Annotated in this window: 23 protein-coding genes; 4 read left to right on the plus strand and 19 right to left on the minus strand. The window is 65.0% G+C overall.

The features are described from left to right. Positions 1–209 precede the first annotated feature (209 nt). A complete protein-coding gene (gene murA / locus NU1_RS35890; RefSeq protein WP_067528639.1) occupies positions 210–1,472 on the minus strand; it encodes a UDP-N-acetylglucosamine 1-carboxyvinyltransferase in 1,263 nt (420 codons plus the stop codon). 328 nt (positions 1,473–1,800) lie between these two features. Between murA and NU1_RS35895 the strand changes: the two genes are divergently transcribed. From NU1_RS35895 to NU1_RS35905, 3 genes are all read left to right on the plus strand, one after another. After that, positions 1,801–2,997 (plus strand): globin domain-containing protein, encoded by a 1,197-nt coding sequence (locus tag NU1_RS35895; RefSeq protein ID WP_067528641.1) that lies wholly within the window; start codon positions 1,801–1,803, stop codon positions 2,995–2,997. Then, entirely contained in the window at positions 2,988–3,812 is an 825-nt protein-coding gene (locus tag NU1_RS35900) for a DivIVA domain-containing protein (RefSeq protein WP_067528643.1), read from the plus strand. Before NU1_RS35895 ends, NU1_RS35900 begins: the two co-directional genes overlap by 10 nt. Before the next feature lie 112 nt (positions 3,813–3,924). Further along, positions 3,925–4,293, plus strand: a complete 369-nt coding sequence (locus NU1_RS35905; RefSeq protein WP_170264204.1) for a group I truncated hemoglobin — start codon at positions 3,925–3,927, stop codon at positions 4,291–4,293. Here NU1_RS35905 and NU1_RS35910 read toward each other — a convergent pair whose 3' ends face one another. The 18 genes from NU1_RS35910 to rpmE all read right to left on the minus strand — a co-directional run bounded on the left by NU1_RS35910 (position 4,294) and on the right by rpmE (position 19,948). Then, entirely contained in the window at positions 4,294–4,869 is a 576-nt protein-coding gene (locus NU1_RS35910) for a cob(I)yrinic acid a,c-diamide adenosyltransferase (RefSeq protein ID WP_067528670.1), read from the minus strand. 133 nt (positions 4,870–5,002) lie between these two features. Beyond that, positions 5,003–5,428, minus strand: coding sequence for a DUF2550 domain-containing protein (locus NU1_RS35915; RefSeq protein ID WP_067528645.1), 426 nt, complete (start codon positions 5,426–5,428; stop codon positions 5,003–5,005). Between the two features lie 169 nt (positions 5,429–5,597). Further along, on the minus strand, positions 5,598–6,281 hold the full coding sequence (locus NU1_RS35920) for an MspA family porin (protein ID WP_067528647.1): 684 nt from the start codon (positions 6,279–6,281) through the stop codon (positions 5,598–5,600). Between the two features lie 29 nt (positions 6,282–6,310). Further along, positions 6,311–6,949, minus strand: coding sequence for an MspA family porin (locus NU1_RS35925; RefSeq protein WP_067528649.1), 639 nt, complete (start codon positions 6,947–6,949; stop codon positions 6,311–6,313). Between the two features lie 209 nt (positions 6,950–7,158). Next, complete coding sequence (locus tag NU1_RS35930) at positions 7,159–7,536, minus strand: F0F1 ATP synthase subunit epsilon (RefSeq protein WP_067528651.1); 378 nt, start codon at positions 7,534–7,536, stop codon at positions 7,159–7,161. Positions 7,537–7,542: 6 nt separating this feature from the next. Further along, positions 7,543–8,985, minus strand: a complete 1,443-nt coding sequence (gene atpD / locus NU1_RS35935) for a F0F1 ATP synthase subunit beta (RefSeq protein WP_067528653.1) — start codon at positions 8,983–8,985, stop codon at positions 7,543–7,545. A gap of 16 nt (positions 8,986–9,001) precedes the next feature. Then, positions 9,002–9,973 (minus strand): F0F1 ATP synthase subunit gamma, encoded by a 972-nt coding sequence (locus NU1_RS35940; RefSeq protein WP_067528656.1) that lies wholly within the window; start codon positions 9,971–9,973, stop codon positions 9,002–9,004. A 56-nt stretch (positions 9,974–10,029) separates the two neighbouring features. Then, a complete protein-coding gene (gene atpA / locus NU1_RS35945) occupies positions 10,030–11,670 on the minus strand; it encodes a F0F1 ATP synthase subunit alpha (protein WP_067528658.1) in 1,641 nt (546 codons plus the stop codon). Positions 11,671–11,767: 97 nt separating this feature from the next. Next, complete coding sequence (locus NU1_RS35950) at positions 11,768–12,580, minus strand: F0F1 ATP synthase subunit delta (RefSeq protein ID WP_067528659.1); 813 nt, start codon at positions 12,578–12,580, stop codon at positions 11,768–11,770. A gap of 19 nt (positions 12,581–12,599) precedes the next feature. Further along, positions 12,600–13,154, minus strand: a complete 555-nt coding sequence (locus NU1_RS35955; protein WP_067528660.1) for a F0F1 ATP synthase subunit B — start codon at positions 13,152–13,154, stop codon at positions 12,600–12,602. A 19-nt stretch (positions 13,155–13,173) separates the two neighbouring features. Beyond that, positions 13,174–13,422 (minus strand): ATP synthase F0 subunit C, encoded by a 249-nt coding sequence (locus NU1_RS35960; RefSeq protein ID WP_067528662.1) that lies wholly within the window; start codon positions 13,420–13,422, stop codon positions 13,174–13,176. A 73-nt stretch (positions 13,423–13,495) separates the two neighbouring features. Further along, complete coding sequence (gene atpB, locus NU1_RS35965; protein WP_503826558.1) at positions 13,496–14,275, minus strand: F0F1 ATP synthase subunit A; 780 nt, start codon at positions 14,273–14,275, stop codon at positions 13,496–13,498. Between the two features lie 347 nt (positions 14,276–14,622). Continuing rightward, complete coding sequence (locus NU1_RS35970; RefSeq protein WP_067528665.1) at positions 14,623–15,048, minus strand: Cg1360 family ATP-synthase-associated protein; 426 nt, start codon at positions 15,046–15,048, stop codon at positions 14,623–14,625. Between the two features lie 11 nt (positions 15,049–15,059). Next, positions 15,060–16,253, minus strand: a complete 1,194-nt coding sequence (locus NU1_RS35975) for a glycosyltransferase family 4 protein (RefSeq protein ID WP_067528666.1) — start codon at positions 16,251–16,253, stop codon at positions 15,060–15,062. 11 nt (positions 16,254–16,264) lie between these two features. Beyond that, on the minus strand, positions 16,265–16,930 hold the full coding sequence (locus NU1_RS35980; protein WP_067528671.1) for an L-threonylcarbamoyladenylate synthase: 666 nt from the start codon (positions 16,928–16,930) through the stop codon (positions 16,265–16,267). Positions 16,931–17,131: 201 nt separating this feature from the next. Further along, the gene (gene prmC, locus NU1_RS35985) at positions 17,132–17,995 is read right to left on the minus strand and encodes a peptide chain release factor N(5)-glutamine methyltransferase (protein ID WP_067528667.1); all 864 of its coding nucleotides are present in this window, start codon (positions 17,993–17,995) and stop codon (positions 17,132–17,134) included. Positions 17,996–18,359: 364 nt separating this feature from the next. Further along, a complete protein-coding gene (prfA, locus tag NU1_RS35990; RefSeq protein ID WP_067528673.1) occupies positions 18,360–19,442 on the minus strand; it encodes a peptide chain release factor 1 in 1,083 nt (360 codons plus the stop codon). 281 nt (positions 19,443–19,723) lie between these two features. Further along, positions 19,724–19,948 (minus strand): 50S ribosomal protein L31, encoded by a 225-nt coding sequence (gene rpmE, locus NU1_RS35995; RefSeq protein WP_067528668.1) that lies wholly within the window; start codon positions 19,946–19,948, stop codon positions 19,724–19,726. A 597-nt stretch (positions 19,949–20,545) separates the two neighbouring features. Here rpmE and NU1_RS36000 point away from each other — a divergent pair. Beyond that, positions 20,546–20,924, plus strand: a 379-nt coding sequence (locus tag NU1_RS36000; RefSeq protein WP_157553477.1) for a hypothetical protein, incomplete at its 3' end; no start/stop codon positions are given.

Consider the following 20,924-nt stretch of genomic DNA (forward strand, 5'->3'; position numbering starts at 1 on the left):
TCAACCATCCCAGCAGAACCAAATCCGCTGTTCAGTCTTGCCTGTGTGATCGCCAGGCGCTCATCGTCCAACCTCGTTTCCCAGTCCGTTCCCTCACCTCTCGGTGTGGGTCTCGGCTCCGGGTCGGTGTCCGTGTCGCTCTGACCTGGAATAAGTTACGTGTTGCTGATTCTCATGTCAAATCGCCTGGTAAATGGGGGTTTTGGTGATCACTCCGGAGCACCGACCCGTTCGACGTCGGCACCCAGCGACCGCAGGTTCTCCACGAAATCCGGGTAACCCCGGTCGATATGGAAGACATCGTGCACCTCGGTGACGCCGTCGGCGACCAGACCCGCGAGCACCAGACCGGCGCCGGCGCGAATATCCGACGACCACACCGGCGCGCTCGACAGCCGCGGAATCCCGCGCACCACAGCGTGATGCCCATCGGTCCGGGCGTCCGAACCCAGGCGGATCATCTCCTCCACGAAGCGGAACCGCGCTTCGAAGATGTTCTCGGTAATCATCGAGGTGCCATCGGCGATCGCGGCCAGGCCGATGGCCATGGGCTGCAGATCGGTGGGGAAACCCGGGAACGGCAGGGTCGAGAAGTTCACCGCGCGCGGACGATCCGACTGCACCACGCGGAAGCCGTCCGGTTCGAACGAGATTCGCGCACCGGCCGAGCGCAACTTGTCCAGCACCAGCGACAGGTGCTTGGGGTTGATACCGGTGACTCGCACATCCCCCTGCGTCATGGCCGCGGCGATACCCCAGGTGGCGGCAACAATGCGATCGCCGATCACGCGATGGGTGACCGGAGACAGCTTGCGCACGCCCTCAATGGTGAGCACCGAGGTACCCGCGCCCTCGACCTTCGCGCCCATCCGTATCAGCATGTTGCAGAGATCGACGATCTCCGGCTCGCGCGCGGCATTGTCGATAACGGTCTCGCCCTCGGCAAGCACCGCCGCCATCAGGATGTTCTCGGTGGCGCCCACCGAGGGGAAGTCGAGTCGAATGCGCGCACCCTGCAGCTCGTCGGCGCGGGCCACCAGGCAGCCATGCTCGATTTCGCTGGTCGCGCCGAGCAGGCGCAGACCCTGCTGATGCATATCGAGCGGACGAGAACCGATGGCATCACCACCGGGCAGCGCCACCACCGCACGTTTGCACCGGGCCATCAGCGGACCGAGCACACATACCGAGGCACGGAACTGGGTAACCGCCGGAAAATCCGCGTGGTACTTCGGTTCCGGCGGGGTCGCGATGGTGACCACCCCGCTGTCGACCGTGACATCACAGCCCAATCCGCGCAGCACCTCGGCCATCAGCGGCACATCGAGGATGTCGGGGCAGTTCGTGATCGTGGATGTCCCCTCGGCCAGGAGGGCAGCCGCCATCAGTTTGAGGACGCTGTTCTTGGCGCCACCGACCGCAACCTCGCCGACGAGCCGCTTGCCCCCGGTCACCAGAAACCGTTCACTCACACGCGTAGCTTATCCATCACGGGCGGCCGAACGCGCGCGTATGCGATCCGGGTCCACCGGCCACATTCATTTCGGCCTGTCGTTGGCGGATTTTCGCACTTCTCCGACACTGCGCGCACGGGCGAGCTGACCTATCCTACGAGCCAGTAAGTTTCGCTCGTTGTCGCCTGAGCGGGGGTATGAGGCACCGTGGCCCTTCCTCCTTTGGTGTCCGACCGAGTTCGAAATCATCACCGACACCGCAGGATTGGGGACATTCCCGTTGCATTTTCATGATCGAACCACGTCGCGCCGGTATATCGACCGCCCTTCGGGGCGGTGATCCGGCATGGACATCCCCGCACTCGGTGAGAGTTGGCGCAGCGTCGAGAAGGTCGGCGACGAAGCGGTGCTGTTCTTCTACTCGCATCTGTTCATGGCGCATCCGGAAGTCCGCGAAATGTTTCCGGTCGCGATGGCCGATCAGCGCGGCAAATTCTTCGCGGCACTCGGGCGCATCGTCAGCACCGTGGACCGTATCGCCGACGACCCGAGCTTTATTCAGCAACTCGGCCGCGACCACCGCAAATTCCAGGTGGTCGCCGATCATTACCCCGCCGCGGGCGCTTCATTGCTGGCCACCCTGCAGTACTTCCTCGGTGCGGCGTGGACCGAGAGTCTCGCCGCGGACTGGGCCGAGGCCTATGGCGTCGTCGCCAAGATCATGGTGATGGCCGCCGAAGAGAACGAGGCCCACGCACCCGCCTGGTGGGAGGCCGAGGTCATCGGCACCGAACGCCGCAGTATCGATGTGGGCGTGCTGCGCCTGCGGCCCAACCAGCCCTATTCGTTCAGCCCCGGACAGTCCATGGCCGTGGAGATTCCACAGCGCCCACGGCTCTGGCGCTATTACACCCCGGCCAACGCACCGCGGCCCAACGGCACCATCGATCTGCATGTGCAGATCGTGGCGGGCGGGCAGGTCAGCGCCTCGCTGGCCCGCAATGTCACGACCGGCGACTCCCTCCGGCTCGGCGCGCCGATCGGCACCGCCCTCACCCTGCCCGCGGATTTCCACGGTGACCTGCTGCTGGTCGCGGGTGGTACCGGTCTCGCTCCCATGACCGCCCTGCTCGATCAGCTCGACGAGCGCTGGCGAACCACCGGCGTCGCGACGAATGTCCGTCTCTTCCATGGGGTTCGGACCCAGTGGAACCTCTATGAACATTCGCTGCTGACCGAGCTGGCGAATACCCGGCCCTGGTTCCGCTACACCCCCGTCGTCTCCGAGGATCCGACCTTCCCGGGTGCACGCGGACCGGTCGGGACAGTTGCCGCCGATACCCAGCACTGGACGGGCTATACCGCCCTGATCTGCGGTTCGACCTCCATGGTCGAACACACCCGGAGTGAGTTGCTGCGCGTGGGTCTGCCCGCGACGGCGCTGTGTTTCGAGAACTTCGACGGCGGCGACCCGGACGACAACATGGATACTGCCGCCGCGCCCGAGGCGGAGAGCGGATACGAGGTGGCGACATGGCGCTGAAGGCCAGGGATATCGAGAAGGCGAGATTCAAGAAGTCGGCTCTGGGCCGCCGTGGCTACGACGAGCACGAGGTCGAGGAATTCCTCGAGCGGGTCGCCCGCGAAGTCTCGCGCCTGAACTCCACCAATAAGCGGCTCACCCAGCAGATGGAGTTCAGCGACGAGAAGTCGCTGCTCAGCGATAACGACTATCTGGCGCACCGGGTCTCCGAGCTGGAACACCGGATCGCCATGTACAAGTCGGCGCTCGGCGATGCCGTGACCGTCGAAACGCTGCGCAATGAGATCGCGAAACTGCGGCAGGAGAACGAGCAGCTGCGCGCGGAGACCCAGCACGATGTGCTCGGGGTGAGTGTGCGCGCGGTGAATATGCTCAGCCAAGCGCAGATCACGGCGGAAACCACGGTGGCCGAGGCCGAGTATTACGCTCGCGAACTCGTCGCCCAGGCCCGGGACCAGTACGCCGATATTCTGCGACAGGCTCAGAAGTCCGCGGCCCGGGCAGCCGACGGCCTCGCCGCATTGAAAACTGCGCCAGTCGGAGCGCCGGAACCGCTGCCCGCCGAGATCGAGTACATCCGCACCTACGCGCAGATCGCGGAGAAGCAGATGCACACGATTGTCGAGGCGCTGTTCGCCGAGATCGACAAGTTGGGCGGACCCCCGCAGCCGCACCGGGAGCACGAATCGGCGACCGACCCGCCTCCGGCCGACCGGCCCGGTGCGACGCCGCAGATGTCGTTCTGGAATCCGCCGAAGCTCGAGCCGGGCACAGCCGTGCCCGCCCCTGCGGCCGCAGGTGACCCCGACCACTGAATTCTCGGTCTGCGAATCGAAATTGCTTGCATTACAGTCTGTTTCGATTCGCAGACCGGTCAGTACGCGAACCGTTCCAGCACCGAACCCACCTGAAAAGGACAGCCCCCTCATGGTGACTTCCATTTACGAGCAGATCGGCGGCGCCGAGGCCGTCGCCGCGGTCGTCGACGACTTCTATGTCCGCGTCCTCGCCGACGCGAACCTCGCGCCCTTCTTCACCGGCGTCAATCTGTCCCGGCTCAAGGGCATGCAGACCGAATTCTTCTGCGCCGCCCTCGGCGGACCGCAGACCTACAGCGGTGCGCCCATGTCCGAGGTGCACCAGGGCCGCGGTATCGCACAGCAGCACTTCGACCTGGTCGCCGGACACCTCATTGCCGCGCTGACCGCTGCCGGTGTGCCGAAGGACCTGGTGGAGCAGATCATCGGCGCGATCGCACCGCTGTCGGAGCAGATCGTCAGCACCGGCACCAACTGATCAAGCGCTACCGCCACCCGGTTGCCAGAGCACGTCACCGTCGGGATTGGTGACGCGGCTCAGGATGAACAGCAGATCCGATAGCCGGTTGAGGTACTTCGCGGGCAGGGCGCTGGTGTCGTCGGGATACGACGACACCGCCGCCCAGGCCGAGCGCTCCGCCCGCCGCGCCACCGTGCGCGCGGTGTGCAGCAGGGCGGCCAGGGGGGTGCCGCCGGGGAGAATGAATGAATTCAGCGGTGCGAGATCCTCATTGAATTCATCGCACCACTTCTCCAGCCGATCGATATAGGGCTGGGTGATCCGCAGCGGGGGGTACTTCGGATCCTCGACCACCGGCGTCGACAGATCCGCGCCCGCGTCGAACAGGTCGTTCTGGATCTGCAGCAGGACCTTCCGGATCCGGTCGTCCGGCTGCCCCACGGCGATCGCCACACCGATGGCGGAATTGGCCTCGTCGCAGTCCGCGTAGGCGATCAACCGCTCATCGGTCTTGGCCACCCGCGAGAAATCGCTGAGACCAGTGGTTCCGTCATCGCCGGTACGCGTATAAATCCGCGTCAGATGCACGCTCACAGATCCACCGTAACCCTTCGTCATTCCGGCATGCTTTTGGCCGGAATCCAGACCGCCCGCAGTGGTGGATCTCGGCCAAAAGCACGCCGGGATGACGGGGAGGCGCCGCACCCATAGGAGTACGGGAGTGACGTCAGAACGAGGGTCTACGCCGGATGCGTTCCGACGGGCGGGACTCCACCCAGGACAGGAAGGCCGCCCGGGCCCCGCGATCGAGGGCCAGCTCATAACTGCCGTGGCCGTCGGAGACCTCGACTATCGCGATGTCCTCGGCCATGATGTCGAATTCGTCGCCATCAGGATTGCGGCGGCTACCCACCTCGACGCCGAGGCGGCGCATGCTGAAATCAGGGCCGAGCCGCAGGCTGGAGAGTTTGTAGAAGACGAGCGAATCCTCGTCGTAGCGAATCAGGCCGTGCCGCCAACCGCCGCCGTGCCCCTTGGCGGGCAGCGAGCGCACGATCGCGGCGGTGCCGCCACGGCGCAACATGACCAATCGGTAGGTCGACGCCAGCGCCAAAGCGACAAGCAACAGCACCAGAATGATCAGAAGAACCATCCCAGTCTGCAATGTCGCTCCGTCCCTTCACCTTCGCGCCGCTGGCCGCCACGAAACACTTCCAGCCGATCATGCGCCAGCCGGAGGCCGGGCTCTGCTCGTGTGGTCGATACTAGCGACCGCGAGAACGGAGAGCCCGGCCATCCACCGAATGTGACGTATGCGCTGTTCAGCCCATGCTGAAAGGCGTACCCCACAGCACGACATTGCCGATGAAGTTCGAGGTGTCGACCTCGGCCATCACGAACGTCCGGGCCTGGGCATATCCACCGCAGCCATCCACGGAGAAGGTCTCATCCACCCACGTCACGCTGGCGCGCGGCCCCGGAACCTTGTTGTACCGCTTATGCGATTCCATGCCGTAGTCGTCGGGCTTCTCCAGATCCAGCATCAGGCGGGAGACAGCTTGACCCGGGCCCAGGGTGATGCCCGCGCCGAGCGACCCCGACGGGGTAACCGTGCCCGCGCCGGTATCTCCCTCCCCGGTGCCGCCGCCGCTCGAGCTGAGCGCTCCGATATCCACCTGGCAGCCCACCACATATCCCGGCGAGATCTTGATGGTGGAGCCCTGGGCGCTCGGGCCCGCGAGATCCACGGAAGCCCGACCGTTCACCCACACATTGCGATGCATTGGAGTCGACCCCATCGAGCCGCTGATCTTGGCCGATTCACCGTCGAGCCGGACGGTCAATGTGGTGCCGTCAGCCAATTCCCGGGTGATAGTGCCGCCGGGCAGCGGAATAAAGGTGTCGGCGTGCGCGGTTCCCGTGGGACCGAAGCCGAAGGCCGCGATCGCGACCAATGCCGCACCGAAAGTCCGGGCCGCCCCTACGAATTTCCCATTGCCGAACATGCGATCCTTTCGCGTCGTCAGTGGTGCGATCAGCCGATGCTGAACGGCTGGCCGTAGAGGGTGACCTTGGCGTAATCGACGCCGATGATCTCGGCCACGGCGAATTGTCGAGCTTGCGCATATCCGCCGCAGCCCTGAATTTCCATGGGAACGTCCTGGTACTGAATGTCGTACCCACCACTCTTGATGAGCTCGATGTTGTTGATGGTTACCCACTTCACCTGACCGGCGGACAGCGGAAAGCTCGCCCCCGCAGTGATACTCGGGCTGGTGGGGCTGAGCACCACCCCCTGGTTGGCGGTGAGCGCACCCACCGAAACCTGGCATCCGACGATGTAGCCGACGGTCAGATTCGACGAGCCGTGGGTACCGGAGTTATTGGTTCCGGGTTCGTTCAGCGGCCCGTTATTGGGGCCGACCTCACCATCCGGTGTCTCCACATCGACATGGACATTGGCCGACAGCCAGGCCGCACGACCCGCGCCATTGGCCGCCAGTGACGGCGAAACAATCGCCCGCTCACCACGACTGGAGATCTTTACACCCGGACCCTCGATATATCCGTCCGGCAGGTTGACCACCGTATCGGCCGAAGCCGCACCCGGTGAGAGAAAACCCAATGCGGCAATTCCTACCGCCGCCATCACTATCCCGCGAAATCCGCTCATTCACCCCTCGCTCATCGTTCACGAGGCCGCACCCATGCAGAGGGCGACCACGCTGCGCCAACTCATTGAGGTAATGCTGGAGAAAGAAAAGCTGAAAGATCTGGAATGGCCGATAGTCTCGGCGAGGTGATTCTAACCACACACATACGAAAACGAGAGCGGCGGCCCCGGGAAATCCCGGAACCGCCGCTCTCGCAGTATTACTCGGATCAGGCCTGGGCGGCCTTCTCCAGGGCGCGAACCCGACCGCGGGCCACTACCTGATCGGCATCGCTGGCACCGGTATCGGCGATAGCGGCACGAGCCGCCTTCTCGTCGATATCCTGTGCGAACTCAGCGGATTCCGCCAGCACGCGCACCGAAGTGGCGGTGACGGAGAAGAATCCGCCGTGCACGGCCGCGACGATTCGCTCATTGTCGGAGGTCACGATGGTCACCGTGCCGCCTTCGATGAGCTGACCGAGCAGCGGCTCATGGTTCGGCAGGATGCCGATCTCGCCCTCTGTGGTCTGGGCACTCACGAAAGACGCGGTACCCGACCACATCAGTCGCTCGACGGCAACCAGATCGACTGACATATCTGTCATGGTCGACTACTTTCCGGCGATCTTCTTGGCGGCCTTCTCGACATCGTCGAGACCACCGCAGGAGTTGAACGCCTGCTCCGGGAGGTGGTCGAACTCGCCCTTGCAGACGCGATCGAAGTCGTCGATGGTCTGCTCCAGCGGAACGACCGAACCTTCCTGACCGGTGAACTTCTCGGCCACGATGAAGTTCTGGCCGAGGAACTTCTCCAGACGGCGGGCACGGCCGACGAGGACCTTGTCACCTTCGGAGAGCTCGTCCATACCGAGGATGGCGATGATGTCCTGCAGTTCCTTGTACTTCTGCAGGATGCGCTTCACCTCGTTGGCCACCGCGAAGTGCCGCTCGCCGACGATCGAAGCCTCGAGGATACGAGAGGTCGAGGTCAGCGGGTCGACGGCCGGGTAGATGCCCTTCTGCGAGATCGGGCGGGAAAGCTCGGTCGTCGCATCCAGGTGGGCGAAGGTGGTCGCCGGCGCCGGGTCGGTGTAGTCGTCGGCGGGGACGTAGATCGCCTGCATCGAGGTGATCGAACGGCCACGGGTCGAGGTGATCCGCTCCTGGAGCTGACCCATCTCGTCCGCCAGGGTCGGCTGGTAACCGACGGCCGAGGGCATACGACCCAGCAGGGTCGAAACCTCGGAACCGGCCTGGGTGAACCGGAAGATGTTGTCGATGAAGAGCAGAACGTCCTGGCCCTGCACGTCACGGAAGTACTCGGCCATGGTGAGGGCCGACAGGGCGACGCGCATACGCGTGCCCGGCGGCTCGTCCATCTGGCCGAAGACGAGGGCGGTGTCCTGAAGGACGCCCATCTCTTCCATTTCCAGGTGCAGGTCGGTGCCCTCACGGGTGCGCTCACCGACGCCGGCGAACACCGACGTACCGGAGAACTCACGCGCGATACGGGTGATCATCTCCTGGATCAGAACGGTCTTGCCGACACCGGCACCACCGAACAGACCGATCTTTCCACCCTTGACGTACGGGGTGAGCAGGTCGATGACCTTGACGCCCGTTTCCAGGATCTCGGTCTTACCCTCGAGCTGGTCGAAGGCGGGCGGCTGGCGGTGGATGCCCCACTGCTCGCCGTCGCGGCCCAGGCCGGGGGTGTCCAGGCAGTCACCGAGGGCGTTGAAGACGTGGCCCTTGACGACATCGCCGACGGGAACCGAGATCGGCTTGCCGGTGTTGCGCACCTCGACGCCACGCACCAGACCATCGGTCGGCTGCATGGAGATGGTGCGAACGATGTTGTCGCCCAGGTGCTGTGCGACCTCGAGGGTCAGGGTCTTCGCAACGGACGCGAGCGTGATGTCCACGTTCAGCGCGTTGTAGAGCTCAGGGATCGACCCGCGCGGGAACTCGACGTCCACGACGGGGCCGATGACACGGGAGACGCGGCCGGTGCCAGCGCCCACCCTGGTTTCTTTAGTGACAGCTGCGGTCATTGCTTCTCTTCCGTGTCTAGTCGCGGTCCGAGCTCGCCGCCAGCGCGTTGGCGCCACCGACGATTTCTGTGATTTCCTGCGTGATTCCGGCCTGGCGCAACGAGTTCGCGGTACGGGTCAGTGAATTCACCAGATCCGTCGCGTTATCGGTGGCAGCCTTCATCGCGGTGCGGCGCGCAGCCGACTCCGATGCCGCCGCGTCGAGCAGCGACGAGTAGATGCGGGTGTTGATGTACTTCGGCAGAAGTGCACCCAGCAGGGTGTCCGCGTCCGGCTCGAACTCGTACTGTGCCGAGACCGTGGCGTCCTTGGAGTCGGTGAAAGAGTCCGGCCCCAGGTCGTAGTTCTCGTCGACGATGTCCACCTGGATCGGCGCCAGGCGCCGAACCTCCGGAGTCTGCGTCAGCATGGACACGAAACGTGTGTAGACGATGTGCAATTCGTCGACACCCGCGATCTTCCCGTCCCCCTGCGGCGCATCCACCTCACCGTCGGCACCGGCCATGAAGGCCGCCACCAGGTGATTGCACGCCTCCGACGAATCGGCGTAGTGCGGCTGCTGGGAGAACCCGGTCCACGATCCGTTGACCTCGCGGTTACGGAAGGTGTAGTAGGTCAGACCCTTGGAGCCCATCACGTAGAGGACCGGTTCCTTGCCCTCGGAGCGCAGCTTGACCAGCAGCTCCTCGGCACGCTTGAACACGTTGGAGTTGTAACCACCGCACATGCCGCGATCAGAACTGATGACCAGCACCGCGGCCCGCGTGGGGTTCGGGCGCTCGGTCAACAGTGGATGCGACAGATTCTGCGAGGCCGACGCGAGTTCGGCCAGCGCCTTGGTGATCTCTTCCGCATACGGCTTGGCAGCGGCAACTCGGGCTTGCGCCTTGCTGATTCGCGATGTCGCGATCAGCTCCTGAGCCTTGGTGATCTTCTTGATCGAGCTCACTGAACGAATGCGGGAGCGCAGTTCGCGCACGCTTGCCATCAGCTACTCACACTCCCTTCATTCGTTGGTTCCGACAGTCGCATGGCTCGTCTCGATTACTTCTCGACGCGCTTGCGGGTGACGGACAGCGACTCGACCTCTTCGCGCTCCAGCGCGCCGGCCTCGGCCTCGTTCACGACACGGGTGCCGTCGGAAGCCAGGAAGCCCTGCTTGAACTTGTCGGTCTCGGCCTTGAACTGCTCGGCGGCGTCGCCCTCGAGCTTCTTCGCGCCACCCTGCAGCGCGGCGAACGCGTCCGCGGCGTTGGCGTGCAGGTGCTCGAGCAGCTCGGAGTTGAAGCGACGGATATCGTCGACCGGCACCGAGTCGTAGTAGCCCGCGTCCACCAGGAACAGCGAAACAACCTGGTCCTCAACAGCAATCGGCGAGTACTGGTCCTGCTTGAGCAGCTCGACCCAGCGCGCGCCGCGCTCCAGCTGCGCCAGCGAGGCCGCATCCAGATCGGAGGCGAAGGCGGAGAACGCCTCGAGCTCGCGGTAGGAGGCCAGCTCCAGACGCAGCGAACCGGAGACCTGCTTCATGGCCTTGGTCTGGGCCGCGCCACCGACACGGGAGACGGAGATACCGACGTTGATAGCCGGACGCACACCCTTGTTGAACAGGTCGGACTCGAGGAAGACCTGACCGTCGGTAATGGAGATGACGTTGGTCGGAATGAACGCCGAGACGTCGTTGGCCTTGGTCTCGATAATCGGCAGAGCGGTCATCGAGCCGGCGCCGAGTTCATCGGACAGCTTGGCGCAACGCTCCAGCAGACGCGAGTGCAGGTAGAAGACGTCACCCGGGTACGCCTCGCGGCCCGGCGGGCGGCGCAGCAGCAGCGAGATGGCGCGGTAGGCCTCGGCCTGCTTCGACAGATCGTCGAACACGATGAGGACGTGCTTGCCCTGGTACATCCAGTGCTGGCCCAGGGCCGAACCGGTGTACGGCGCAAGCCATTTGAAGCCGGCGGAGTCCGATGCCGGGGCCGCGACGATGGTGGTGTACTCCATCGCGCCGCGCGCCTCGAGGGCGGCCTTCACACCGGCGATGGTGGAGCCCTTCTGGCCGATCGCGACGTAGATGCAGCGCACCTGCTTGGTCGGATCGCCGGTCTCCCAGTTCGCCTTCTGGTTGATGATCGCGTCGACACAGACCGCGGTCTTACCGGTCTTGCGGTCACCGATGACGAGCTGACGCTGGCCGCGGCCGATGGCGGTCAGGGCGTCGATAGCGGTGATACCGGTGGCCATCGGCTCGCCGACCGGCTGGCGCTCCAGCACGGTCGCGGCCTGCAGCTCCAACACGCGACGGTCGGTGGACTCGATCTCGCCGAGGCCGTCGATGGGCGCGCCCAGCGGGTTGATGACGCGACCGAGGAACTTGTCGCCAACCGGGACCGAGAGCACGTCGCCGGTACGGCGGACCTGCTGGCCCTCCTCGATGGTGTCGAACTCACCCAGGACGACCGCACCGATATTGGTGTCTTCGAGGTTCAGCGCGACACCCAGGACGCCGCCCGGGAATTCGAGCAGCTCGTTGGCCATCGCGGACGGCAGACCACTGATGTGGGCGATACCGTCGCCGGTGTCGGTGACAACACCGACTTCCTCGATAGAGGTCTCGGGGGTGTAGCTCTGGGTGTAGCTCTCGATCGCGCTACGGATCTCATCGGGGGAGATCGTCAGCTCCGCCATGTTCTTCCTGCTCTCGCTGTGTCTCGAATGTCGGTGGTATTGGTGCCGGGCTCGATACCGGCTCGCCGTGCTCGATACCGGCTCGCCGGCGTGCGCGTCAGGCCAGTGACTGGCGCAAGCGCTGCAGTCGGCCGACGGCGCTGCCGTCGATCAGGTCGTCGCCCACGCGCACGACAACACCGGCCAGGAGGCTGGGGTCGACCTGCACGTGCACCGTGACGGGCTTCTCGTAGATGCGCTGCAGTGAGGCCGAGAGGTGGTCTCGCTGCTGCGAGGTCAGAGCGACCGCCGCGCGCACATGTGCCACGATCTGATCCCGCAGGGACGCCGCCAGATCGGACAGGTGGTCGAAGGATGCGCCGATATCGCCCGCGCGCGGGCGGGTGACGGCCTGTTCGGCCAGCTCGACGGTGATGTCCTCGACCTTGCCGGTGAGCAGACGTGCCAACAGCTCACGACGCGCCGCGGAGGGCTTGCCGTGATCGGACAGCGCCTGCTCCAGCGCCGGATTGTCCTCGACGATGCGGCCCAGCCGGAACAACTCGTCCTCGACGGCGTCGATGCGTCCGCGGTCAGCCGCGGCGCGCAGCAGCGCCTCCTGTCCGAGCAGCACCAGGGTGTCGACGAGATCGCGGGTCCGCGACCAGTCCTGGGCCACGGCGGTGGTGAGCACCGCCGTCGTGGCCACGCTGACCTTGCCGCCGAAGACCCGTTCGGCGAGTTCGGCGCGGGCCGAGCTCGATACCGACTTATCCGCGAGCGCCACACGCAGCGAACGCTGGTCGTCGAGTACGGCGACAACGGCGAACAGTTCGGTGCCTGCCGTGGCTGCGACTTCGTCGCTCCCGGTCAGAGCGGCCCGAAGAGCTTCCCGCGCACGGGAGCTCGCCTCGCGGCTCGCTGCGTACATGCTTCCCACTTTCGGTTCGTTACCTTCCGACCCCGATGCCGCTCGATGCGTCCAGTTCCGCGAGGAACTGATCGATCGAAGCGGCCTGCTTGGCCTGATCGGACACCGACTGCCCGATGATCTTCTCGGCCAGGTCGACTGCCGTGGCGCCGAGCTCCGAACGCAGCTCGGTCACGATCTGCTGGCGCTGTGCCTCCAGCTGAGTGTGACCGGCGGCGACGATGCGATCCGCCTCGGCCTGAGCCTCGGTGCGCAGCTGCGCCAGGATCTGCTGACCCTGGGTGCGGGCCTCTTCGCGAATGCGAGCGGCCTCGAGTCGAGCCTCGGCCAACTGCTCCTGGTACTGCGACAGCGTGGCCTGGGCCTCGGCCTGTGCGACCTCGGCCTTCTTCAGACCGCCTTCGATCTTCTCCGAGCGCTCGTCGAGCACCTTGGTCAGGCGGGGGATCACGTACTTGTAGAACGCGAATCCAATGACCAGGAGGCAGACCGCCGACCAGACGATGTCATACATCTCGGGGACGAGGGGGTTTTGTTCCGCCCCCTCGGCCGCGAGCAAGTTGATGCCATTCATGGTGTGGTCTCTTCCGGAATCAGAAAATGAAGCCGGCGACGAGGCCGATCAGCGCCAGCGCCTCGGTGAACGCGATACCGAGGAACATGGTGGTGCGGATCTGGCCCTGCAGCTCGGGCTGGCGGGCGATGCCCTCGATGGCCTTACCGACCACAATGCCCACACCGATGCCGGGGCCGATCGCGGCGAGGCCGTAACCGACGGCGCCGAGGCCCTTGAACGTCTGCTCGGCGGCAGCTTCCTGAGCCAGGTAGGAGAGGGTGCTCATGGTGTGTTATTTCCCTTTCTGTCGCCCACGCGCCGACGGCGTGTGAAGCAGATTTGGTGTTGGTACCGGTCGGTCAGTGGTCGTCGGCGTGCTGCGCCAGACCGATGTAAACAGCGGTCAGCAGCGCGAACACGTACGCCTGCAGGAACACCACCAGGATTTCGAAGAGGGTGAAGCCGAAGCCCGCGAGCAGCGAGAACGGTGAGAACACCTTCATCCAGTTATCGGCGTCGAACAGGAAGAACTGGGTGGCACTGAAGAACAGCACCAACATGATGTGGCCGGCCAGCATATTCGCCATGAGTCGGACGGTCAGCGTGAACGGACGCAGCAGGAAGGTCGAGATGAACTCGATCGGAATCAGCAGCAGGTGCAGCGCGGGCGGCACATTCGGCACCACGATGGACGAGCGCATGTACTTGAGGAAGCCGTACTTCTTGATACCCACGTAGTTGAACGTGACGTAGGCGAGCAGCGCCAGAACCAGCGGGAAGCCGATTCGCGCGTTCGAGGAGATATTCAGACCCGGAATGATTCCGGAGATATTCAGGAAGAGCACGGAGAAGAAGATCGTCGCGATAAGCGGGAAGAACTTCCGACCGGATTCCTTGCCGAGGACCTCGTCACAGATCTGCTCTTTGACAAAGACCAGGGCCGTTTCGGCGACGTTCTGCAGACCGCGCGGAACCAGTTTCGGGCTCCGGAATGCGAGGAACATGACTGCCAGCAGAACGGCCGACATCAGGATGCGGATGAGCATCAGACGGTCGAGCTCGAACGGCGTCCCCTCGAACAGCAGAGCTGGAGGGAAGAAGTCGTTAAGCGACGGCGCGTGGAACTCGCCCGCCAAAATGGTGACGCTCAGCGTTCTCTCCCGTGTTCGGGCCGCGAGTTATGGTTGTGGCTCGCGGTTCGATCGGACATTGACGATCCTGGTGGTCGACTCAGGTCGGCTCGAAGTTCGTCAGCAGCTGTTCGGGCATAGTGCCCGGGCGTCTGTACGCGCGTCGGCGACATCGTCGACGGTGCAGAACCGGAACCCTATCGGGCCCGGTACGGCGGTAAGCATAACCTGCCCCACAGGAAGTCACGTGCGACCCCCCAGTTGGTTCGGCTGCCTACTGGTAAAGACTTTACCAAGTTATCTACGACAGCGTGTAGGGGGTGGCGGAAACAGCAGGTGAACTTGTCCGGAATCCGCTACTGCTCATCCAGGTCGATGATCGGAACACGTTGGCGCAGAAGGCCATACGTCTCCGCCCCGAGGACCACCAGCAGCGCGCCGACCACGGTCAGGAACAGGGTCGGGCGGCTGTAGAAGTCGAAGTTCTGCAGTACCGCGACCACGATGACGGCCACCAGCAGTTTTCCGACCCAGCTGCCCAGCAGGACCACACCCTGCAGACCGGATTCGAAGCGTGCGCTCAGCAGTACCGAGGCGGCCGTCGTGAGGATGAAACCGCCGCCGATGGCCGCGCCGAGCAGGGCGCCCCACAGACCGGGCAGGCCGGCGAAGATCACGCCGAGAATCGATGAAATCACCACGAGCACAATCAATCCGATGATGCCGTAGCGCAGCGCCGCCCGTAGCGGGGCGTCTTGAGCGGGATTGGGTGCCGTAGTCACGTCAACAAACTCTACCCGTGGACCGCATCCGGCCCGCGCGGCGGTTTGCGGCCGCCGCGCAGGGTCAGTTCACCGATCGACGGGACGGCGGTGATCACCAGGGCGAAGACCAGACCACCGGCGAACAGCAATACCACCAGTCGGCGATCCATCAGTGAGGAGCCGACGGCGCCGAAAGCGAGCACGCTCACCCACAAGTAGATCAACAGGACGACGCGGCGATGCGAATGCCCGATCTGCAACAAACGGTGGTGCAGGTGCATTTTGTCGGGTGTGGAGAAACTCACGCCCGCGCGTACGCGGCGCACGATGGCAAGAACCAGGTCGAGTACCGGAATGAACATCACGGCTCCGACCAGCAACAGCGGCGACAACAGACCCACGATGTCGCGAGTGCCGTAACCCTGGAGCGGAATTCGGCCGGAGGCGCCGGTGGAGACCGCGGCGAGCATCAATCCGATGAACATCGAACCGGAATCACCCATGAAAATTCGGGCGGGCTGGAAGTTATGCGGCAGAAATCCCAGACAACCGCCCGCGAGTGCGGCGGCGAGCAGTGCGGGCGGATAGGTGTCGGTGGAACCGCCCTGTGCGTAGAGCAGACCGACGGTGAACACGAACACCGCCGCCGCGGCTATCAAACCCAGACCGGCGGCCAGGCCGTCCAAACCGTCCACGAAATTCATGGCGTTGATCATGGTGACGGTAATGCCGACCGTGATCAGGCCGCCCTGGAGTTGATCGAGTACAACGGTTTCATTGGTGAACGGGTTGTAGATGGCCACCCAGGACAGGCCCATAACGGCCATCACCCCGGCGGCGGTCACCTGGCCGACGAGTTTCGTCAGCCAGTCCAGTCCCCAGCGGTCGTCGATAATGCCGACCAGCACGATGAGCGTGCCCGCCACCACGACGGCAGGAATATCGCGCGGGTAGTCGAAGCCGCGACGCAGCGCCGGGAGCTGGTGCGCGAACAGCACGGCGGCCAATACGCCCAGGTAGATACCGACGCCACCCATGCGCGGAATCGGCTTCACGTGCACATCGCGTTCGCGCGGTACCGCCACCGCGCCGAACGCGATGGCCAGCGAGCGTATGCCGCCGGTGAACAGGAAGGTCACCACGGTGGCGACCAGGATCACCAGTAGCAGCTCGCGCAGCGGGACGATCGCGCCCGTGCTGAATACACTTTGGCTCAGCAGCATCTATCGGGCCGTCACCGCGCGGCCTGCGAGATGAGCTCCTCCGACGATAAGCCGAGGACCTCGGCGACCGCCGCCGTCGGCACCGCGCCCTCGCGCAGGACGCGTGGCTGGTCGGAAGTCAGGTCCACGATGGTGGAGGCCTGTGCGTGGTCGGACTTGCCACCGTCGAGGTAGACGCCGACCAGATCGCCCAGTTGGGCTTGGGCTTCGGCGGCGGTGGCGGCGGGCGGCTGCCCGGAGACATTGGCGCTCGACACCGCCAGCGGGCCCACCTCGCGCAGCAGTTCCAGCGCGACGGGGTGCAGTGGCATGCGCAGCATGACGGTGCCGCGGGCGTCGCCGAGGTCCCAGGCCAGTGAGGGCGCCTGCTGCACAACGAGACTCAGGGCGCCCGGCCAGAAGGCGCGGATCAGGTCGCGGGCCTGCGGGCGCACCGAGAACACCAGTCCATCGATGGTGTTCCAGGATCCGACCAGCACCGGCACCGGCATATCGCGCCCGCGCCGTTTGGCGGCCAGCAGCGCGCTCACGGCCGAACTGTCGAACGCGTCGGCCGCCAGTCCGTACAGCGTGTCGGTCGGAATAACGGCCAACCGCCCGGATTTCAGTGCACTGCGCGCGGCAGTCAGTCCCGCGGCGCGCGAATCGGGATCGGCGCAGTCGTAGACGGTACTCACGCGCAACATCTTGGCATGAGCTGTCCGTCACGCCATCGCCGCGCCGGGTTCAGCAGCCGCCGACTCGCCGCCGAGGCCGTCATTCGGGCACCGCGACACCCGTCGTTACGGCTTCCCACCTCCGTCATTCCGGCATGCTCTAATGACGAAGGCGGCACTCCCGACAGGCGAAACGGCGGTCGACGCTCTCTCATCGAGACGTCAGTCAGCCGTACGCCGCGCGACGACGAATCGGGGTTTACCCGCGAGGTCGGGATGTTCGACAACTTCGGTGAAACCACCGTGCGTGTTGAACAGCGCCGCCACCCCACTCCCATTGGTGTCGTCATGTTCGACGGCGGCCATACCGTTCTCGCGCAGTAGACGCGCGATGGTGCCGATCATCGGACGGATGACATCGAGACCATCCGGGCCGCCGAAGAGCGCGCGGTGTGGATCGTGGTCGGCGACTTCGGGATCCAGCTGTGCGGATTCCGGGATATAGGGCGGGTTCGACACGACGATGTCGACCTTCCCGTTCAACCGCGACAGCAGCTCCGGTTCGGTCACATCGCCGGAATGCAGATCGATGGGGGTATCGCCCTCATCGGACAATTGCAGCGCGTTGCGCCTGGCCCAATCCAGCGCCACCGGATCGAGTTCCACCGCGTGTACCTGAGCGTCCGGGCGGGCGTGGGCGATGGCCAGGGCCAGGGCCCCGGAGCCGGTGCACAGATCCACAACGACGGGCCGATGTTCGTGGCCGACGGCCTCGAGTTGTGCCAGCGCCCAGGCGAACAGCAACTCGGTCTCCGGGCGCGGAACGAAAACACCGGGGCCGACCGCGAGGTCGATCTCCCCCATCGCGGCCGTACCCGTAAGGTGTTGCAGCGGAACGCGTTCCGCGCGGCGCGCCACCAGCTTCTGGTACTCCCCCAGCTGTTCGGGAGTCAACATGGGCACCATCATCAGCCGCATACGCTCCACCCCGAGCACATGTGCCGCAAGCAATTCCGCATCGGCATGCGGGCTGTGCACCCCGGCTGCCCGAAGTTTTTCCTCGGCCTCGCGTATGACAGGCCGCAAAGCAACGCGACGCTCCCCCGCCTCCCCGCGACTCTTGCCGATCAGTTAGGTGCCTCGATTCTTCCATTGCGGGCCGGCGATCGAGCGCCGCTCGAGTTCGCCCGTCCCCGATGAGTTACCCATATTCTCACGAAATCAGTTGTCCCGCCCCGAACCCGAGAGGAGACCGCCTCAGCATCCGGGCAAGCCGCCCGGATGATCCGGCCCCACATCCAGGCGGGCCACCCCGTCAGTCCGGTCCCACAACCAGGCAAGCACCCGTCAGTCCGGCATGACGAGGTGGGCGACACCCGCACGACGAGCAGGTGGTACGTCCGGATGGCGCGGTGCCGCTCTTACTCCGCGGCCAGCCGTGCCGTGCGGCTTACTCCGCGGCGAGCCGTGCCGTGCGGTCTGCCTCGACGAGGGCGTTGAGCAGGTCGTCGAGGTTGCCGTCGAGGACCGCGTCGAGGTTGTGCGCCTTGAAGCCGATGCGGTGATCGGCGATGCGGTTCTCCGGGTAGTTGTAGGTGCGAATGCGCTCGGAGCGGTCGACGGTGCGGATCTGCGAGGCGCGACCCGCGGCGGCGTCGGCATCGGCCTGTTCCTCGGCGAGGATCTGCAGTCGCGCGGCGAGCACCTGCATGGCGCGCATCTTGTTCTGCAGCTGCGAACGCTCGTTCTGGCAGGTCACCACGATGCCGGTGGGGAGGTGGGTGAGCCGCACGGCGGAGTCGGTGGTGTTGACGCCCTGGCCGCCCTTACCGGAGGACCGGTACACGTCGATGCGCAGATCCTTGTCGTCGATCTGCACCTGCTCCACCTCGTCGGGCTCCGGGTAGACCAGGACACCGGCGGCGGAGGTGTGGATGCGGCCCTGCGATTCGGTGACGGGCACGCGCTGTACGCGGTGGACGCCGCCCTCCCACTTGAGGCGCGACCAGACACCGTCACGGGTGGGTTCCTTGCTCTTGATGGAGAAGGTGGCCTCCTTGTACCCGTCCAGGTCGGAGTAGGTGACGCCGAGCACCTCCACCTTCCAGCCGTGCCGTTCCGCGTAACGGATGTACATGCGGGCCAGATCGGCGGCGAACAGCGCCGATTCCTCGCCGCCCTCACCGGATTTCACCTCGAGGACCACATCGTCGGAGTCGTGCGGATCACGCGGGGCGAGCAGATCGGTGAGCGCCTTGGACAGCTCCTCGACCTGTTCGCGCAGGACGGGCACCTCGGCGGCGAAGGAGGCGTCATCGGCGGCCAACTCCTCGGCGGCGGCCAGATCGTCCTTGGCGCTGGTCAGCTTGGCGTACGTGGACATGACCGGCCCGAGCTCGGCGAACCGCTTACCGACGCGACGGGCCGCACCCGGATCGTTGTGCAGCGCCGGATCGGACAGCTGCATTTCCAGCCCGGCGTATTCGGCCAGGATGTCGTCGATCGCGGACGGGGCCGCGGACTGGTCGGCCATCGCGGACACTCCTTTTTGTAGGGCTGGGAACACGCTTATCGGGCTACGAACACATCGTGAGTTCTCCGCAGCGACCAGTGCGTTCGCGGCCCGCCTCGTTCTGGACTGAGTGGAGCGGGGGAGCGAAGCGGAGGAGCGGAGGGAGGGAAGAACGGGGTTACGAGGGCCGCGAACCGCCGGAGCAGAGCGGAGGCCGAAGACACAGCACCGCCGCAGCGAAGCGGAGGCAGAAAACACAGACGCCCGGCCTGCTTGGAGCAGGACGGGCGTCGGCGGGGAAGCTACTTGTCAGCCTTCGCGGGCCGCTTGCCGTAGCGAGCCTCGAAGCGAGCCACGCGGCCACCGGTGTCCAGAATCTTCTGCTTACCCGTGTAGAACGGGTGGCACTGGGAGCAGACCTCGACCGTGATCTGGCCCGACTCCTTGGTGCTCTTGGTCTGGAAGGTGTTGCCGCAGCCACACACGACCGTGGTGTCCACGTACGTGGGGTGAATTCCTGCCTTCATGGGTGTCCTTTCACATGGTCCCGGGTCGCCCTGAGTTGATGGACGTGAACCGGTACCGACTTAGGCATGGTTGCCGACGGACCAGTATAGACGCCGCGAAGACCAGGGTTATTCCAGGCCACCGACCCGAGGCCGACACGGCGGTCCGGGACCGCTACAGGCCCTGATCACTGGTCGCGCAGATCATTCCTCCGACCGGTGTGTGCGAGGAGGAGGCAGAATCGCAGTTACGCATGAGACCCCGGGCCACAAGTGAAACGTTTACCCTTCGCATTCTGGGGTACAAATCTGCGATGCGCACCCCCAAGGTAATGCGGCATGCCCCGCGGCAGCCCCGAGCTTCCACCCTGAGGCGGAGCGCCCCCACACCCTGAGATCGAGTGGTACTCACGGGCGATGTGTGGCGAGATCGCTACGCGGAACATGTGATTGGTCGGGTTTGTTCCTCATTACCAGCCCAAGGAATTGCGGGCACGCATCTTCGGCGGACTCGAGCGAGGCTGAAAGTCGAGTAGCTCGCTACTCAAGAATGCGAACACCCATGTTCATAGAGTTCGTGTCCAGGTGAGAAGTCTCGCGACTATCGGAAGGACAGCTGTGACCAGGAAGGACGCGACAACGGGGCGACTATCCCCCGGATCCTCGCGCGCCGAGGCCGGGACGGCACACCGGCGGCGCGCGGAGATCGTCGCGGGGGCGGTTCTGGGCGCGCTGAGTCTGATGGTCGTCGTCGGCTGGTGGTCGGTACCCGGTGAGTCCAGCCTCGCGGCGGAGTCCGGTACGCCGCATCCGGAACCCGACCAGCTCACCTACACGGCGGTCACGGGGTCGTCGGGGACAGCAGGCACCGTGACCGCCCTCATTCTCGGTTTCATGATTTTCGGCGCGGCCCTGATCGGCCTGTTCTTCTTCAGTCCCACCGCCCCGAGACTGCAGCGGACGGCTGCGCGCTACGAGATTCTCGACCCGTGCCTGT

It is taken from the genome of Nocardia uniformis NBRC 13702 (genome assembly GCF_001613345.1).
GTDB classification, from domain to species: Bacteria; Actinomycetota; Actinomycetes; order Mycobacteriales; family Mycobacteriaceae; genus Nocardia; species Nocardia uniformis.

Coding starts and splice junctions, on each gene's coding strand:
- atpA (WP_067528658.1), bottom strand. CDS start 11,670: ATGGCGGAGCTGACGATCTCCCCCGATGAGATCCGTAGCGCGATCGAG.
- rpmE (WP_067528668.1), bottom strand. CDS start 19,948: ATGAAGGCAGGAATTCACCCCACGTACGTGGACACCACGGTCGTGTGT.
- NU1_RS35975 (WP_067528666.1), bottom strand. CDS start 16,253: ATGCTGCTGAGCCAAAGTGTATTCAGCACGGGCGCGATCGTCCCGCTG.
- NU1_RS35960 (WP_067528662.1), bottom strand. CDS start 13,422: ATGAGCACCCTCTCCTACCTGGCTCAGGAAGCTGCCGCCGAGCAGACG.
- NU1_RS35920 (WP_067528647.1), bottom strand. CDS start 6,281: ATGTTCGGCAATGGGAAATTCGTAGGGGCGGCCCGGACTTTCGGTGCG.
- NU1_RS35915 (WP_067528645.1), bottom strand. CDS start 5,428: ATGGTTCTTCTGATCATTCTGGTGCTGTTGCTTGTCGCTTTGGCGCTG.
- NU1_RS35940 (WP_067528656.1), bottom strand. CDS start 9,973: ATGGCAAGCGTGCGCGAACTGCGCTCCCGCATTCGTTCAGTGAGCTCG.
- NU1_RS35950 (WP_067528659.1), bottom strand. CDS start 12,580: ATGTACGCAGCGAGCCGCGAGGCGAGCTCCCGTGCGCGGGAAGCTCTT.
- NU1_RS35955 (WP_067528660.1), bottom strand. CDS start 13,154: ATGAATGGCATCAACTTGCTCGCGGCCGAGGGGGCGGAACAAAACCCC.
- NU1_RS35900 (WP_067528643.1), top strand. CDS start 2,988: ATGGCGCTGAAGGCCAGGGATATCGAGAAGGCGAGATTCAAGAAGTCG.
- NU1_RS35925 (WP_067528649.1), bottom strand. CDS start 6,949: ATGAGCGGATTTCGCGGGATAGTGATGGCGGCGGTAGGAATTGCCGCA.
- NU1_RS35905 (WP_170264204.1), top strand. CDS start 3,925: ATGGTGACTTCCATTTACGAGCAGATCGGCGGCGCCGAGGCCGTCGCC.
- prfA (WP_067528673.1), bottom strand. CDS start 19,442: ATGGCCGACCAGTCCGCGGCCCCGTCCGCGATCGACGACATCCTGGCC.
- NU1_RS35930 (WP_067528651.1), bottom strand. CDS start 7,536: ATGACAGATATGTCAGTCGATCTGGTTGCCGTCGAGCGACTGATGTGG.
- atpD (WP_067528653.1), bottom strand. CDS start 8,985: ATGACCGCAGCTGTCACTAAAGAAACCAGGGTGGGCGCTGGCACCGGC.
- NU1_RS35895 (WP_067528641.1), top strand. CDS start 1,801: ATGGACATCCCCGCACTCGGTGAGAGTTGGCGCAGCGTCGAGAAGGTC.